We start from the raw sequence: 14,185 nt of genomic DNA, 5'->3' as shown, positions 1-14,185 counted from the left end.
CTTCGTGATACAAGTGTATATGGTACAAGCGTATAAGCCGGGAGGCGGGCATGTCCCAACGCGAGGTCCGAGCGAACCTTCTCGACGAGAAGCGGGGCGACACGGGCGGCGTCGTGCTCGCGGTGGCGTGCGCCGCCCAGTGCGCGGTGGTGCTGGACATCTCCGTGGTGAATGTGGCGCTTCCGTCGATTCGGGAGGCGCTCGGCTTCGGCGAGACCGGGCAGCAGTGGGTGGTCACCGCGTACGCACTCACCTTCGCGGGGTTGCTGCTGCTGGGCGGTCGCCTCGCCGATCTGTATGGCCGCCGCCGAGTCTTCCTGGCCGGACTGCTGCTGTTCTCGGGCGCGAGCCTGGTCGGCGGCCTTGCCGGTTCGGCCGGAATGCTGGTGGCGGCGCGTGCGGTGCAGGGGCTGGGGGCGGCGGTGCTTGCGCCCGCCACCTTGACCATGCTCACGGCCACCTTCCCCGAAGGCGCCGCTCGCACCAGGGCGTTGGCGACCTGGACGGCGGTGGGGATGGGCGGCGGCACCGCGGGCAATCTCGTGGGCGGCATTCTGACCGAATATCTCTCTTGGCGGTCCACCCTCCTGATCAACGTCCCTCTCGGCGTGGCGGCGGTGGTGCTCACAGCGCGCTACGTCGCCGCCGATCGGCCGACCGGCGCGCGGCCGCGGCTGGATGCGATCGGTGCCGTCCTGGCTACGGCGGGCGTGAGCGCTCTCGCCTTCGGCATCGCGGAGGCGGCGACATCAGGATGGACGGCACCGGTGACGGTAACCGGCATCGCGTTGGGCGTCGGTCTGCTCGTGGTGTTCGTCGTGGTCGAGGCGCGGGTGGCGGTGGTCCCGTTGATCCCCCTGCGCCTGTTCGGCATTCGCTCGGTGGCCGTGGGCAATGCGGCCATGCTGCTGGCGGGTGCCTGCCTGAATCCGATGTGGCTCTTCCTCACCCTGTCCATGCAGGACGTCCTCGGCTACAGCCCGTTGCTGACCGGTCTGGCCTTCCTGCCGCACACCGTGGTCGCGATCCTGGTGGGTGCGCGCGCGACGCCGTGGCTGATGCGCCGTGTCGACGGCCGCGTGCTCATCGCGGTCGGCGCCGTGCTCGCCGCGACCGGATTCTGGTGGCAGGCCCACCTCGAGGTCGACAGCGGGTATCTCCTCGGAATACTCGGTCCCGCCGTGGTTTTCAGCATCGGCGGCGGGTTGCTGAACACTCCGATCACCGTGGCCGTCACCGCCGGTGTGCCGACCCCGGACGCCGGCGCGGCCTCGGGCCTGATGAACACCGCCAAGCAGGTCGGCGGTGCGCTCGGTGTGGCCGCGCTCACCACGGTGGCGGGTGTGCACGGCGCGTACGACCGCGCCTTCTGCGCCATCGCCGCCGTCATGATCGTGGTCGCGCTCATCGCCGCTGCCCTACCCGCCCAGCGCGATGTGTCCTGACCACTCATATCGAATTTCCCTCTGCGGGCGGTGGTTCGGGCTCGCGCGGTGCGTCGGGAAACTTCCGGGACCTCCGGTCGCAGTAGGTCCTGGTGTGCGCCGTGCTCAGATCTCCGGATACGCGACGATGCTGCCGATGAGACCGTCCAGTGCGTCATCGAGATCGCCGTAGGTGCCGGGCGGTGTGGGTGGTGACCGCATCGGACTCGGTGTGTGGCCGTTCCATCTCGCCGACGTCGTCGAGATGGTGTACCGGACGGCCGGGATGGACGCCGCGCTCGACGTCGTCCGCTCCCGGCGCGGCATCCAGTTCGATCCGGCCGTGGTCGACGCCTTTCGTGCCGCGGCCGCGGGAGTCGCTCTCCGAACCGGATGCCGATCCCGAGTACGGCGAGATCATCGCCGACGACCCGGCGCTGCGGATGCACACCCGACGACACGAGGCCGCACCGCGGCTAGCGTTGGTGGTCCGGTTCACCTCGCCACTCGCCACGGTTCCCGCCGCGGCCGCGTCGTGGACGGATCGCACGGAGGTGAGGACCGTGCTCGGCCTGGCGACCTGGTTGCGGGACCTGCCGGAACGCCGCGGTGACGCACCGTGGCCCGGCCATCGAGGTGACCTGGATCGGACCGGCGTCGGTGCGTGGGACGGTCGACGACCCCACGGTGGAGTGGACGTTCACCGCCACCGGGGCGTCGGCGCTGCGGCTGCCGAACGTGCTGGGACCGCGTCTGCCGCTGACCTGGCGTTCGCGGTCGCTGTTGCGGGCCCGTGAAATCGCGGCCGCCGCACTGGGTATGGGCTCCCTGCGGATGTCCGGCACGATGCCGAGCGGCCATTACGGAACCCTGATGCCCGAGCAGATGTACCTGATCACGGCGGCATCGGCCGTGCTCGACGGCCAGGATCCCGGCAATCCCGTGCGCCTGGCCGAGAACCCGGTCATCGGTGCGGTCGCCCTGCCCGCCCGGGGCGTACTCGCCATCGGCGGCGGCATGTGGCGGATCCGCACACCGGACGTCAGTGCCCGATAGCCGGTCGGATGTCGCGCCCGATGCACGCACAGCGGATACCCGGACTCGCTGCGCGGTCCCCGAACGCGGTCTACGGTTGTCGGGTATGGCGAGCAAAGACATAGTGGTGACCGTGAGCGAGGGGGACTGGCTCACGTTGCGCGATGCCGCCGAGTGCGCGGGGATGAGTGTTCCGGCCTACGTCCGCTGGGGTGTGCGGCTACTGGCCCTCCAGGCCGGTCCGGGCGGCTCCGAGCGACGCGATATTCCCGTGCCGCCCAGAGCGAGCCACCGCACCCCCATCACCCCCGACGAACCCGAGTCCACCGCGTGGACGGAGACCTTCGCCGAACGGCTGTCGCACCGCGCGGACACCTTCCATATCGACTGAACTCGAGGGCCGCTGTGCGCCGGTAGGCCCCCGGAATCGCCGAATCGCCGGCTGTGGCGGTGGCCGACACTCGCCGGACCGGTCGCAGCGCCGCCTAGCTGAAGTCGTAGTCCAGCGGGATGTGCCAGTTCTGGTCGATGACCTCGCGGATGGCGGCGGCGTCCCGGTTCAGGTAGTGCGGTTTGGCGTCGAGCTCCCGGGACAGGTTCGGCACATCCAGGCCGCAGTCCTGGCCGATGAGCCCGTACCGGTGGCCGACCGCCCAGACGCAGGCTCGTGCCCAGCGGACGGGCTTGCCCCGGCGGATGAGATCGGGGGCCTGCCTGCCGAGGCGTTCGACCAGTGTGAAGGACTCCAGTGCGTAATTGGTGCCGAGACAGTCGCCCGCGTAGCGCCAGGCTTGCGGTGCCGCCTCGATGACGACCCGGGCGGCGGGCCGGGACAGGCCCTCCACACCGGGACGCGGTGGCATGCCGAGTTCCGGCAGCCAGAAGAACGCGGCCGCGATCGGATCGACCGGGCCATCGCGCCGCGACGAAATGCCCATGGGGCGAGACTAGCGCCGTTCACCGACACTCGGGTCGGAGCGGGCGAATCATCCGGCGGTGCAGGCGGAATCGACGCGAGTATCCGCACCGTTCGGGAGTGTCGGGCTACTTGCCCGGATTCCAGTACATCCGGCCGTCGTGGTAGTAGTAGCCGGTGCGGTCGGGGTGCTGGACCCAGTGGTGTTCGTAGCCGTTCTCACCGAACTGGAGCACGTAGCCGTAACCCCGCTCGTCGCCGTTGTCCGCGGTGGCCGTACCGGCCGCCCACGCGGCGGGTGCGGCCAGGAACGCGGCGGCGAGCAGGGCGAGGCCGAGCGAGCGGGTCCCGCCGCCGCGTGGGCGCGGGGCGGGCGTGAAGTCGGCCGGGGCGACAGGTGTACGGGGGGTGGCATCGTTGGTCGTCACACTGTCGAGTGTCCTCGCCCGCCGAATCGGGCGCATCGGTGAATTCCCCGAGTGGCACCCTGATCCGCGTCGGGTCACCCCCGCTCGAGGGGGCGGCGACCGGTGACGGTGAGGAGGATGTCCTTGGCGGGCATGGCGACCGGGGTTCCGGAGCCGATCGTGCAGTCCGCGTCGGTCGCCCGCAGTTGCACGCCGGTGAGGTCGACGCCGAAGTAGGCGAGGGTCTTCGCATCACCGTGACCGAGGACCAGCGCGATGCGGGCGGCCGGGGCGGCGGGCAGGCCCAGCGGTTCGGTGATGTCGAGACCGTGGATGACGTCGTGGCTCAGCGCGCCCGCGGGGCCGCCGCCCGGCGGCTGCCACGGATGGTTCACATTGTCGCGCAGGCAGGTCAGTAGTTCGGCGTCGCTCAGACGCCGCGTATCGGCGCGAGCCGCGCGGTCGGCATAGCGGTTGAACGAGAAGCGGGCCGCGGCCAAGCCGATGGCGAATCGCGGCAACGAGATGCGGTAGGCCATGGTCATGTGGGCGACGACCTCACGGACCCGCCAGCCGGTGCAGAGCGAGGGCGCGGCCCACTGGTCGGGGGTGAGGGTGGCGAGCAGGTCGGCGAGGCGTTCCCGCTCGGCGGTGGTGTGGGCGCGCAGGTCGATGGTGTCGGTCACGGGCATCTCCGAAGCGTCGTAGCGATAGGGTCACTACTGCTACGACGCGGGTGGCCGAGATTCATCGGTCGTCGCGGAATCGAATGTCTCGGGCAATCCGAATCGCGCGAATCGAGCGTGCGTCCCCAGGAAGGTCAGCTGTCGCGCGATGCGACCGCCGCGCTGCTCGAGCGCGAGCAGGGCGAACGGGCGCAGCACTCCGTGCTCGTCCGGGCGGTACTGGCCGAATCCGGCGGATCCATTGAGCCGGACGGGCACCAGCCGATCACGCGTACAGGCGTCGGCCGCGGCGAAGATCCGGAGCTGGGCGTCGCGCCCGTCGATGCGCCAGGGGAACGGCGGCATACTCGATTCGGCGTCCTCGCACAGCAGCGCGGCCAAGGCATCGACATCGTGTGCCTCGAAGGCGACCAGATACCGCCGCAACAGGTCGCGATCCCGCTCGGCGTCGAGGTCGAGCGCGTGCCCGCGATCGGTCCGCACCGTGTCGAGCGTCGCGCGCGCCCGCTGCAGGGCACTGTTCGCCGCCGCCGCGCTGACCCCGAGCATCCCGGCGGTCTCGGCCGCCGAGAACGCCAGCACATCGCGCAGCACCAGCACGGCCCGCTGTCGCGGCGGCAGATGCTGAAGCGCCGCCACGAACGCCAACCGCACCGATTCGCGCCGCACGACCACCTCGGCCGGATCGGTCGCCTCGATGAGTTCGGCGTCGGGCATCGGCTCGACCCACCGGTCGGCGGGCAGCACCGAGCCGGCATCGAACCCCTCGGGAACCGGCCCCTCCCACACCAGCATCCGCCGCCGCGCCGACCGCAGCATGTCCAGGCACACATTGGTGGCGATGGCGTGCACCCATGTGGACAGCCGCCCCTTGCCGGGGTCGAAGCCGTCGCGTCGGGTATAGGCGCGGATCAGCGTCTCCTGCACCGCGTCGTCGGTGTCGGCGGCGGAGCCGAGCAGGCGGTAGCAGTAACCGGTCAGTGGCATCCGCAGCGCCTCCAATGCGCGGGGATCCAGTTCTTCGGTATCGACGGCCACCGCCCCATGCTCGCAGCCGGGGCGCGCGGGGGCCACCACGGTCGCGTCGGCGTGGTGGCGCGCGCCCTCGGGCGAATCCGGCGCGCTAGGTCGCGGGTGCGGAGTCGCGCGCCGCGCTGCGATCGGACAGCAGAGCGGCGAATTCCTCGGCGTAGGCGAGTTGGCGGCGCAGTGTCGCGCAGCTCGCCTCGGCCTTGTCGTGGCAGTCGCGCAGGACCTCGGCGGCTCGGCGGCGCCGGTTGGTGTCGGCGGTGGCATCGTCCAGGACGGCCAGCGATTCCAGCAGTTCCTTCATCTCGGCGAGGGTGAATCCCAGCGGCTTCATTCGGCGGATGACCATGAGGCGGCGCACGTCGGCCTCGGTGTAGAGGCGGAAGCCGCCGGTCGAACGCGCCGAGGGGGTGACCAGGCCGACCTCGTCGTAGTGTCGAATCGTCTTGATCGACAACTCGGTTCGCTCGGCGACCTGACCGATCTGCAGGGTGGCGCGGTCGGCCATGTCAGTGCGCTCCGGCGAGGTGGCCGCTGAGGCGTTCGCGGCGCTGTTCGGAGGCGGGCTCGAGTCCGATGATCTCGACGTTCTTGCCCTTGGACGCGTACTTGGTGGTGATGGCGTCGAGGGTGGCGACGGTGGAGGCGTCCCAGATGTGGGCGTCGGACATGTCGATGATCACGTTGTGCGGGTCGCCGGTGTAGTCGAACTGGTAGACCAGGTCATTGCTGGAGGCGAAGAACAGTTCGCCGCGCACCGTGTAGACGCGGGTGTCGATATCGCCGTCCTCGTCGGTGTCGGCCTCGTGCACCGTGGTCACCTCGGTGAAGTGGGCGACGCGGTGGGCGAAGGCGACCATGGCGGTGAGCACGCCGACGATGACGCCGTAGGCGAGATTGTGGGTGAACACGGTGACCGCGACGGTGACCAGCATGACGGTGGTCTCGGCGATCGGCATGCGCCGCAACGTCTTCGGGGTGATGGAGTGCCAGTCCATGGTGCCGACCGACACCATGATCATGACCGCGACCAGGGCAGCCATGGGAATCAGCGCGACCACATCGCCCAGGCCCACCACCAGGATGAGCAGGAAGACGCCGGCGAGGAAGGTGGAGATGCGGGTGCGCGCGCCGGACACCTTCACATTGATCATGGTCTGGCCGATCATGGCGCAGCCGCCCATGCCGCCGAAGAAGCCGGTGACCACATTGGCGATGCCCTGGCCCCAACCCTCACGGGTCTTGTCGGAGTGGGTGTCGGTGATGTCGTCGACCAGTTTGGCGGTCATGAGGGATTCGAGCAGGCCGACCAGCGCCATGGCCAGGGCGTAGGGTGCGATGATCGTCAGGGTGTCCAGGTTCAGCGGCACGTTCGGCAGCAGCAGCACCGGCAGGCTCGACGGCAGTTCACCCTCGTCGCCGACATTCGGCACATTCAGCGCGAACGCGATGGTGACCGCGGTGAGCGCGACTATGGCCACCAGCGGGGCCGGGACGGCGGTGGTGAGCTTGGGCAGGAACACCATGATCAGCAGGCCGATCGCGACCATCGGGTACACCAGCCACGGCACGCCCAGCAGATGCGGGATCTGGGCCAGGAAGATGAGGATGGCCAGGGCGTTGACGAAACCCACCATGACGCTGCGCGGAATGAAGCGCATCAGCTTGGCCACGCCGAGCACACTCAGCACGATCTGGAGCACACCCGCCAGGATCACCGTGGCGATGAGATAGTCGAGCCCGTGCTCGGCCACCACCGGTGCGACGACCAGCGCCACCGCACCGGTCGCCGCCGAGATCATGGCCCGGCGACCGCCCACGATGGCGATGGTGACGGCCATGGTGAAGGAGGCGAACAGGCCGACGCGCGGATCCACGCCCGCGATGATCGAGAAGGAGATCGCCTCGGGGATGAGGGCCAGCGCGACGACGAGACCGGCCAGCACCTCGGTACGCAATCGGGTGGGATGGCGCAGAGCGTGAAGTACCGACCCTTCGGTATCGCGGGTGGGCGCGGCGGTCGCCATCGGCGGCTCCAATCATCACTGCGCACGCGTCACCGGAGTGCGGAAACGCGTGGGCATGAACAGAATTCATTCCGGATGCGAGCGGCCGACGATGCGGAACCACTGCTGATCGGCATCGGCCACACTGCCTGATGCGGAATCTCAGCTAACGCTCAGCGATGGGAACTCTACCCTCCCGTGCGGGTAGAGTCGCAAGCTCGGCGGGGCGGACGTGGCCGAGATCTCATTCCGGCTCGCCGAGTCGAACGAGGGCGAGCATGGCCTCGCGCTCGATGCGGGCGGCCTCGCCGAGCAGCGTTCCCGCCTGAGCGAGATACTCTGTGGCGCTTGTCGTTCCGGCCTGCGTGAGGAGCGTGGCCACCTCGGTCCAGTGGGTGGCCGCACGGCTGTACAGGCGGTGGCCGGTGCGAAGTTCGCTGGCGTCGCACAGCTCCATCGCCTCGGCGAGGAAGTCGCGGTAGAGATTGCGGAACAGGGCGCCGCCGGTCCCGGCCCGCTCCATGAGCAGCGCGGCCTCTGGCAGGTCGCGGCCCGGGTTGTCGGTGCGTTCGAACCAGGTGGGCACCAGCCGAGCGGCCTTCTCGATGCCGCGGTAGCCGATATTGGCGATGGGTGGCTCGAGGAAGGCGCGGGCGCAGGCGGTGACGGCGGGAACGATCGGGCCGCATGGGCCGGGTGGGGGAGTGGGCGGCGTGAGCGTGAAGGAGCGGTTCCTGGCCGTCATCGGGCCGCGTGCGGCGCGGGCCGCGGCGAGGCTGGCCAGGCTGGTGGTGACCGCGCCGCCCTGCTGTGCGGTGTCGACCAGGAAGGCGCTGTGGTCGTCGTAGCCGTACATGGCGACGATATGGCCGCCGAAGTGCACCTTCGAGCCGAAGTAGTCCAGGTGGTAGCTGTCGAGCTGAAGGCCCACCGGCTGGCCGTCGTCGAGGGCGGAGGCCACGTTCTCCCACGCCTTGCGCGGTGACGTGGTCTCGTGCACGCGCAGGTTCAGTCCGAGGGCGGCGGCGAGGTTGCGGGTGAGGTCGAACGGTTTGACGCGTCCGCCGAGGAAGGGGAAGCCCATGGCCTTGCTGTCCCAGTAGAGGAAGGACAGCCCGCCGCCGAGCCCGAAGAGCATGGGCTCGGACAGCTCGAGGCCCCGCTGTCGCAGCAGGACGCCCAGCGCCGTCGTCTCGCAGTGCTGCGCACCGCGCGCGTCGACGTCTACCACCGTGGCCATCGCCAACCTTCCTTGGACGGGAGCGGAGAACCACGGTCCATGGTGGACTCTCCCACCGGAGGAGAGTCCAGGGTGCCGCCCGGCGCCGATGCGCGCGGATGGCCCGCCGATGCGATCGACGGGCCATCCGCGGTCGGGCATCTACCAGTTCTGGACGACGATCAGTCCGTCGGCGGGGCTCACCAGGACGGCCACGTTCCCGCCGGGGTGCGCCGCGGCCTCACCGATGATGTCGCGCAGCGGGGCGAACCGCCACGCGTCGTTCTCGGCCAGCTGCGATCCCGGCGCGAGCGCCACCGAGGTGGCGTTGTACGGCACCACCTGGTCGACCAGCGCGGGTACCGGACCACTGGCCAGCGCCGCCGTCTCGCCGGGCGTCAGTTCCAATCCGACCGCCCCCGGTCCGGCGACCGGGGTGGCCGCGGCGGCCGATCCGGCGCCGATCACGGTGGCGGCGACGATTCCGCTCGCGGCGGTCAGCAGGGTGAAAGCGGTGGTCCGAGTAGGCATGGTGTCCTCCGTGGGGAGCCGATGAGAAACCTTCCGAATGGTGCGACGCGCCAGGCCCGGCGACGACTGCGACCATGACACGCCGGTCATGCGACCAGGAAGTGGAATGCGATAGCGGTCACTGCCCGGCCACCACAGCGACCCACCTCACACGAACGCGGCGTCTCCGCCGAAAGGCACTGCGGCGCTGGAGTATTCGTTCTCCGTGTCGCGTCCGGAACCGCCTCCGGCGCAGTGTCCGTATCTGGATCGTTACCGAGGACCGGCTTCACTGTCGCGTCGCGTCGAGGGACGATCAGCAAGGTATGGCAACTGATTGGCTACTGCGCTCTGACGTGAGTCTTCCCGGGTTTCGCTGCCCGGGTCGGGATGCCGGAGGGCCTGCCGGGCGAGTGGCGCGACGCCGTGCCGAGCGGTCGGATATGGGCCTCGATCCGGCCGGTGTGCGCGGTCGGTCCCGCTGCCGGTCCCGGGCTGGGGTGCGCCTGATCGAGGCCCAGCCAATCGCTCCCCAGACCAGCGCGAGCGCGGCTGTGAGCGCGTAGTCCGAGCGTGTGCCCGACAGCGTCACGGCGTGCGCGATGGTGTCCAGGGAGAAGATGGTCTGCGCGGTCAGCAGCCAGAGCAAGCAGGAGTCGGGGCGGCTCGGCTTTCGCTCGCGTATGGGTTCAGTCCACCTGTTCGCCCTGTTGGCGGCGGAGTTCGAGGTCGCGCTGCCGGGCTTCCTCCTGGCGTTTGGCCTCGGCGCGCTGCTGTTCGGCGCGGGCGCGGAGGGCGCGGAGGAACTCCTCGTCGTCGTCGGGGTTGCGGGGGATGTAGCGGCCGGGGCGGTCGTATTCGGGGTAGGCGGTGGTGGAGCGGGGGCGCGGGGGTTCGTAGGGGCGGCCGAGGATGAGCCAGAGCAGGGCGCCGACGGTGGGGACGAAGAGGATGACCAGGAGCCAGGCGCCCTTGGGGAGGTGGCGGATGCCGGACTCGGGGGCGGTGATCACGTCGATCAGGCAGAACACCCACAGGGCCAGGGTGATGAGTCCGACGATCAGGTAGGGCATGGCGTTCTCCTCGAACACGTTCGGGGTACTCGACCGGTTCGGCGGTGCTACTTCGCGAATCCCCCAAGGATCTTTCGAAGGGTGAACAGTACCTCGAGTCGGCATGTGGCAACCAGTTGGCAAATGGGCGATGCGTCGGCGGCGTGACATCGAGACGGTCGGCGGAGCGACAGGCGGCCGGTGGGCGCGGGGTTCAGACTCGGCCGAGCAACGTTCAGACGGTGGTGTGGTGAGCGCCACCACCGCCCTGTCGACCACCTACCCGCACACGAGCGTGCACGGCGTGGACCTGGACGCCGCCTCGATCGAGGAGGCGCGTGCGGCGGCCGCGGCGGCCGGACTGGCCGACCGGGTGCGCTACACCGCGACCGACGCCGCCGCACTCACCGAAACCGGTGCGTACCAACTGATCACACTGTTCGAAACTCTGCACGACATGGGCGATCCGGTGGGCACCCTGCGCGCCGCCCGCCGTGCCCTCACGGCCGACGGCGCGGTCCTCATCGGTGACGATCGGGTCGAGGACGAGCTGACCACCCCCGGACCCCTGCTGGAACGCTTCCAATTCGGTTGCAGCGTGCTGCACTACCTGACCGCCACCATGGCCGAGAACCCGGTGGAGGCCACCGGCACCATGCTCCGCACGCCGACCCTGCTGCGCTGGGCACGGGAGGCCGGATTCATCGAGGCCCGCGTGCTGCCCATCGAGAACGCCTTCTGGCGATACTTCCTGCTGCGTCCGTAGCGCAGCTCAGGCGCTCGCTTCCCTGGCGGCGGGACGTGCGATCCCGTCCAGGATCGTGCCCGCCACCAGGTCCGGATCGTCGGACATGGGCACATGCCCGCAGCCGGGCAGGCGCACCCAGCGGGTGTGGGCGGGCAGTTGATCCCGGTGCTGGCTGACGCCCGACGGCAGCATGAGATCGCGGGTGCCGAAGGCGACCGTCACCGGGGCGTCGATGTCCTGACCGCCCTCGAACCGCAAACCGCGGGCATGACTCACCGCGATGCGCAGCGCCCGTTCGGAACGGTCCAGGTCGCGGACCATGCGGATGCCCTCGGCCGCGCTGATCCGCCAGGGGCGGCTGGCCACCACGGCCAGACCGGCGTAGCGGACCGGTGGAATGCGCAGGACCGCCGCACCCGGTCCCCGGGTCAGCATGCTGCCCGCCAGCATGGAGTGGAACTGCGTGTACAGCAGCCCGGGCATGCCGCGCCGCCACAGCCCGGCCGGGGCGAGCGCCACCACCGAGCGCGCCATGCCCCGCTTGGCGGCCTCCAGCGCGAACCAGCCGCCCATGGAGTTGCCCGCCAGATCCACCGGACCGTCGATCCCCAGCCGCCGCAGCTCGGCCGCCAATTCGCCCATGGCCCAGTCCATTCCGAACACCGCGTCGTCCGGGAAGGGGGTGCGTCCGAAGCCGGGGAAGTCCAGGGCGATCACCCGGCGGTCGACCGCCAGCCGATCCATGACCGGCAGCCAGTTGCGGGCCGTGCCACCCGCTCCGTGCAGCAGTACCAGCGGTTCCCCGCTGCCGCGTTCGATACGGTTCCATGACGACATCGGCCGGCTCCTTCGACAGCTGAACCCCTCCAGCATGGTCGATGTTCCGGACTCCCGCCATGGGCACGGTGTCGAAGGATGCGCGAGCGGTTTGTGCAGGCCGACAGATCGGGCCGGTCGGCGGTGCACCCCGGATACCATGAGCCATGCGGTGGCGGCCCATGCGTGTCCTGGCTCGAGTGAACCGTCGGATCACCAATCCGGCCTTCCTCGGGGCGGCCGCCCGTCTACCCGGATACGCGAATGTCGTCCACGTCGGTCGCCGGACCGGAAAGCGCTACCGGACTCCGGTCGGAACCACCTGGCGCGGTACGGAACTGCGGATCGCGCTGAACTATGGCCGGGCCAGCGACTGGGTGCGCAATACGCTGGCGGCCGGACGGTTCGAGCTCGAGCATCGCGGGCGGGTGCTCGCGATGACCGAGCCCGAGATCGTCGTCGAGGCGGGTCGGCCGTTCCTGTCGGCGCGGGTGGACGCGCGGACGAGCTGACCGTCGACCCCGCCCGAATCAGGACGCGGGCACCGTGCCGAGCAGGATGCGCTTCAGGTGTTCGGGGGCGATCAGGGTGCAGTAGTGCTGCCCTTTGAAGGCGTCGGGGATACCCGGCGTATCCAGGGGTACGTGCAGGGATTTCGAGGGCAGGTGCAGCGTGCCGCCGGAATCGACCGTGGCCGTCGGGAAGTCGGCCAACCAGTCCTGACCGGTGGCCGCCGGAGTGTCCGGATCGATGGTCACCTGGTACGGGCGGTAGACCAGGGCGTCCCGTTCCGCCCGGGTCAGATCCCGGGCCACCCGCCACAGTGTTCTCCGGTTGGTTTCACCGCAGGTGCCGTTCGCCCCGGCCGTGCGGTCGCCGTACTCCTGGTTGATGTGGTCGGCCGATTTGCCCTTGCAGCGCACCTGGCGCGGTACACCGGTGTCGTCGTAGGTGATGTAGCTGGTGACCGTGAGCGGGCGCACCTGGGGTTTCGACGCCGCGAACGCGGCGAGGTCGGTGTAGGGCACCTCGGCGAATTCGCCACCGGCTCGGTGGAATCTGACCAATCGCAGCGAGGCCGTGTTCACCTGGGCGCGCTGGCACAGTGACAGACCCGACAGGCCCTGCTCCTCGGCGGGTTCGGCGGCGGCGGGCGTATCGGCCGCACCGATCACGGCGGCGGTGAGGGCGGCGGTGAGGACACCGGAGGCGAGCGAGGATCGAATACGCATGGGGTACCGGACTTTCGACGTGGAACAGGTGAGGAGGCGACCGCGAGACGCGGTCAGTAGCCGGTGAGGAGGTGAGCCGCGGGCGCGGCGGGCACCGTGCCGTGCGGCGCGGCGGGATAGTAGTCGGGTGTTCGTGTTCCGGCGACGAAGTCACCCATCCAGCCGAGGGCGAGTCGGCGCAGCGTGGACGAGTTGACCGATTCCGAGATGCCGCAGAGCATTTCGCCCATCGCGTCCGAGCTGGTGCCCTCGGCGTCGGTGTGCACCCCCGAGGGCAGCAGCACGCCGAGGAAGGGGCGGTCCAGACGAGTTCGTACGGCCAGGGTGCCGATGCCGAAGCTGTTGCAGGGCGACGGCGGGGCCGAGATCGTCAATGTCGGCAGGTCGGTACCGGAGATGCCGTCGAGGGCGCGGTCGATATTGTTGCCGATGAACGAGCGCACCGGGTCGAGCAGGACCACCCCGCGCAGCGTGTTCCACGTCTCCAGATGATGGGTGCGCAGCCGCTCGGCGACGTACGCGACGGCCTCGGCCCCCGCCGAATGCCCGACGAACACCAGTCGTTCGGGAATGGCGGGAACGGCGCGGCCCGCGCGGTGCGCGGCGTCGGCGAGACTGGTCGACAGCGCGCCGCCCGGCGCGGAGGCGGTGCCGAACAGGGCGGCCACATCGTGCAGGAACGCCGTATTGTCGCCGATGTTCTGCAGCGTGCAGCCCGAGAGGTTCATGAACGGCATGCTCGGTGCGAACACCAGGTATCCGGCGTCGGCGAAGGTCGAGGCGAGCGCGCCGACATGTCCGCTGGAGCGGGCGAAGCCGTGCTGCACCCACACCAGGGCCCGAGGCGGTCCAGCGGGTAGGTACCAGTCCGCGCCCTGTTCGAGAACCGTGGCGGCACAGGGGATGTCGATGGTTCCGGGCAGGCGGTCGGCGGCCTGGGCTTCGGGTGCGGCCAGCAGCGCGGCGAGTACGGCGATGGTGGCCAGACCTGGGCCTCTGAGTTGCATGGCTACTCCCACGGCGGGCGCCTGTTTCCTCTAGCGGAATGGCGTTTCTTCTTTGGCTGACCATTAAGGGTGATGGCGACGCTGCTGTCAAGCGGTCG

The 14,185-nt window shown here is 69.9% G+C and carries 17 protein-coding genes; 5 read left to right on the top strand and 12 right to left on the bottom strand.

What is annotated here, in order from left to right; all coding sequences use genetic code 11:
• Nucleotides 1–50: 50 nt before the first annotated feature.
• The 3 genes from QJS31_RS01960 to QJS31_RS01950 all read left to right on the top strand — a co-directional run bounded on the left by QJS31_RS01960 (nucleotide 51) and on the right by QJS31_RS01950 (nucleotide 2,850).
• Nucleotides 51–1,445, top strand: a complete 1,395-nt coding sequence (locus tag QJS31_RS01960) for an MFS transporter (RefSeq protein WP_282783737.1) — start codon at nucleotides 51–53, stop codon at nucleotides 1,443–1,445.
• A gap of 588 nt (nucleotides 1,446–2,033) precedes the next feature.
• The gene (locus QJS31_RS01955) at nucleotides 2,034–2,480 is read left to right on the top strand and encodes a hypothetical protein (RefSeq protein ID WP_282785424.1); all 447 of its coding nucleotides are present in this window, start codon (nucleotides 2,034–2,036) and stop codon (nucleotides 2,478–2,480) included.
• Nucleotides 2,481–2,565: 85 nt separating this feature from the next.
• Nucleotides 2,566–2,850, top strand: coding sequence for a hypothetical protein (locus QJS31_RS01950; RefSeq protein WP_143981330.1), 285 nt, complete (start codon nucleotides 2,566–2,568; stop codon nucleotides 2,848–2,850).
• A 94-nt stretch (nucleotides 2,851–2,944) separates the two neighbouring features.
• On the opposite strand, the gene QJS31_RS01945 is transcribed toward QJS31_RS01950, so the two are convergent.
• The 9 genes from QJS31_RS01945 to QJS31_RS01905 all read right to left on the bottom strand — a co-directional run bounded on the left by QJS31_RS01945 (nucleotide 2,945) and on the right by QJS31_RS01905 (nucleotide 10,305).
• A complete protein-coding gene (locus tag QJS31_RS01945; RefSeq protein ID WP_039814761.1) occupies nucleotides 2,945–3,397 on the bottom strand; it encodes a hypothetical protein in 453 nt (150 codons plus the stop codon).
• Between the two features lie 106 nt (nucleotides 3,398–3,503).
• Nucleotides 3,504–3,803 carry a hypothetical protein gene (locus QJS31_RS01940; RefSeq protein WP_282785425.1) on the bottom strand — a complete coding sequence of 100 codons (300 nt, stop codon included), beginning with the start codon at nucleotides 3,801–3,803 and terminating at the stop codon, nucleotides 3,504–3,506.
• Nucleotides 3,804–3,877: 74 nt separating this feature from the next.
• A complete protein-coding gene (locus tag QJS31_RS01935) occupies nucleotides 3,878–4,468 on the bottom strand; it encodes a maleylpyruvate isomerase family mycothiol-dependent enzyme (RefSeq protein WP_372341516.1) in 591 nt (196 codons plus the stop codon).
• A 39-nt stretch (nucleotides 4,469–4,507) separates the two neighbouring features.
• Nucleotides 4,508–5,506: an RNA polymerase subunit sigma-70 gene (locus QJS31_RS01930; RefSeq protein WP_282785427.1), complete on the bottom strand. Its 999-nt coding sequence runs from the start codon at nucleotides 5,504–5,506 to the stop codon at nucleotides 4,508–4,510.
• Between the two features lie 85 nt (nucleotides 5,507–5,591).
• On the bottom strand, nucleotides 5,592–6,005 hold the full coding sequence (locus QJS31_RS01925; RefSeq protein WP_282785428.1) for a MerR family transcriptional regulator: 414 nt from the start codon (nucleotides 6,003–6,005) through the stop codon (nucleotides 5,592–5,594).
• Nucleotide 6,006: 1 nt separating this feature from the next.
• Nucleotides 6,007–7,524 (bottom strand): SulP family inorganic anion transporter, encoded by a 1,518-nt coding sequence (locus tag QJS31_RS01920; RefSeq protein WP_282785429.1) that lies wholly within the window; start codon nucleotides 7,522–7,524, stop codon nucleotides 6,007–6,009.
• A gap of 223 nt (nucleotides 7,525–7,747) precedes the next feature.
• Nucleotides 7,748–8,743 (bottom strand): BtrH N-terminal domain-containing protein, encoded by a 996-nt coding sequence (locus tag QJS31_RS01915; RefSeq protein ID WP_282785430.1) that lies wholly within the window; start codon nucleotides 8,741–8,743, stop codon nucleotides 7,748–7,750.
• A 141-nt stretch (nucleotides 8,744–8,884) separates the two neighbouring features.
• Nucleotides 8,885–9,253: a hypothetical protein gene (locus tag QJS31_RS01910; protein ID WP_282783276.1), complete on the bottom strand. Its 369-nt coding sequence runs from the start codon at nucleotides 9,251–9,253 to the stop codon at nucleotides 8,885–8,887.
• A gap of 668 nt (nucleotides 9,254–9,921) precedes the next feature.
• A complete protein-coding gene (locus QJS31_RS01905) occupies nucleotides 9,922–10,305 on the bottom strand; it encodes a PLD nuclease N-terminal domain-containing protein (protein ID WP_195146971.1) in 384 nt (127 codons plus the stop codon).
• 229 nt (nucleotides 10,306–10,534) lie between these two features.
• Between QJS31_RS01905 and QJS31_RS01900 the strand changes: the two genes are divergently transcribed.
• On the top strand, nucleotides 10,535–11,050 hold the full coding sequence (locus tag QJS31_RS01900) for a methyltransferase domain-containing protein (RefSeq protein WP_306355793.1): 516 nt from the start codon (nucleotides 10,535–10,537) through the stop codon (nucleotides 11,048–11,050).
• A gap of 6 nt (nucleotides 11,051–11,056) precedes the next feature.
• On the opposite strand, the gene QJS31_RS01895 is transcribed toward QJS31_RS01900, so the two are convergent.
• Entirely contained in the window at nucleotides 11,057–11,869 is an 813-nt protein-coding gene (locus tag QJS31_RS01895; protein ID WP_282783272.1) for an alpha/beta fold hydrolase, read from the bottom strand.
• Nucleotides 11,870–12,048: 179 nt separating this feature from the next.
• On the opposite strand from QJS31_RS01895, the gene QJS31_RS01890 reads away from it, so the two are divergent.
• The gene (locus tag QJS31_RS01890) at nucleotides 12,049–12,360 is read left to right on the top strand and encodes a nitroreductase/quinone reductase family protein (RefSeq protein WP_282783270.1); all 312 of its coding nucleotides are present in this window, start codon (nucleotides 12,049–12,051) and stop codon (nucleotides 12,358–12,360) included.
• 18 nt (nucleotides 12,361–12,378) lie between these two features.
• Here QJS31_RS01890 and QJS31_RS01885 read toward each other — a convergent pair whose 3' ends face one another.
• Both QJS31_RS01885 and QJS31_RS01880 read right to left on the bottom strand, forming a co-directional pair.
• Nucleotides 12,379–13,080 (bottom strand): hypothetical protein, encoded by a 702-nt coding sequence (locus tag QJS31_RS01885; RefSeq protein WP_306355792.1) that lies wholly within the window; start codon nucleotides 13,078–13,080, stop codon nucleotides 12,379–12,381.
• A 53-nt stretch (nucleotides 13,081–13,133) separates the two neighbouring features.
• A complete protein-coding gene (locus QJS31_RS01880; protein WP_282783266.1) occupies nucleotides 13,134–14,087 on the bottom strand; it encodes an alpha/beta hydrolase in 954 nt (317 codons plus the stop codon).
• Between the last annotated feature and the right edge of the window lie 98 nt (nucleotides 14,088–14,185).

This window comes from Nocardia sp. CC213A (assembly GCF_030766805.1).
In the GTDB taxonomy this organism is placed as follows: domain Bacteria; phylum Actinomycetota; class Actinomycetes; order Mycobacteriales; family Mycobacteriaceae; genus Nocardia; species Nocardia otitidiscaviarum.
This window is presented reverse-complemented; position numbering and strand designations above follow the sequence as displayed.

Bases quoted from the DNA above. Each gene is read 5' to 3' on its own strand.
- QJS31_RS01905 (WP_195146971.1), bottom strand. From the start codon at position 10,305: ATGCCCTACCTGATCGTCGGACTCATCACCCTGGCCCTGTGGGTGTTC.
- QJS31_RS01915 (WP_282785430.1), bottom strand. From the start codon at position 8,743: ATGGCCACGGTGGTAGACGTCGACGCGCGCGGTGCGCAGCACTGCGAG.
- QJS31_RS01925 (WP_282785428.1), bottom strand. From the start codon at position 6,005: ATGGCCGACCGCGCCACCCTGCAGATCGGTCAGGTCGCCGAGCGAACC.
- QJS31_RS01895 (WP_282783272.1), bottom strand. From the start codon at position 11,869: ATGTCGTCATGGAACCGTATCGAACGCGGCAGCGGGGAACCGCTGGTA.
- QJS31_RS01880 (WP_282783266.1), bottom strand. From the start codon at position 14,087: ATGCAACTCAGAGGCCCAGGTCTGGCCACCATCGCCGTACTCGCCGCG.
- QJS31_RS01885 (WP_306355792.1), bottom strand. From the start codon at position 13,080: ATGCGTATTCGATCCTCGCTCGCCTCCGGTGTCCTCACCGCCGCCCTC.
- QJS31_RS01960 (WP_282783737.1), top strand. From the start codon at position 51: ATGTCCCAACGCGAGGTCCGAGCGAACCTTCTCGACGAGAAGCGGGGC.
- QJS31_RS01920 (WP_282785429.1), bottom strand. From the start codon at position 7,524: ATGGCGACCGCCGCGCCCACCCGCGATACCGAAGGGTCGGTACTTCAC.
- QJS31_RS01945 (WP_039814761.1), bottom strand. From the start codon at position 3,397: ATGGGCATTTCGTCGCGGCGCGATGGCCCGGTCGATCCGATCGCGGCC.
- QJS31_RS01910 (WP_282783276.1), bottom strand. From the start codon at position 9,253: ATGCCTACTCGGACCACCGCTTTCACCCTGCTGACCGCCGCGAGCGGA.
- QJS31_RS01950 (WP_143981330.1), top strand. From the start codon at position 2,566: ATGGCGAGCAAAGACATAGTGGTGACCGTGAGCGAGGGGGACTGGCTC.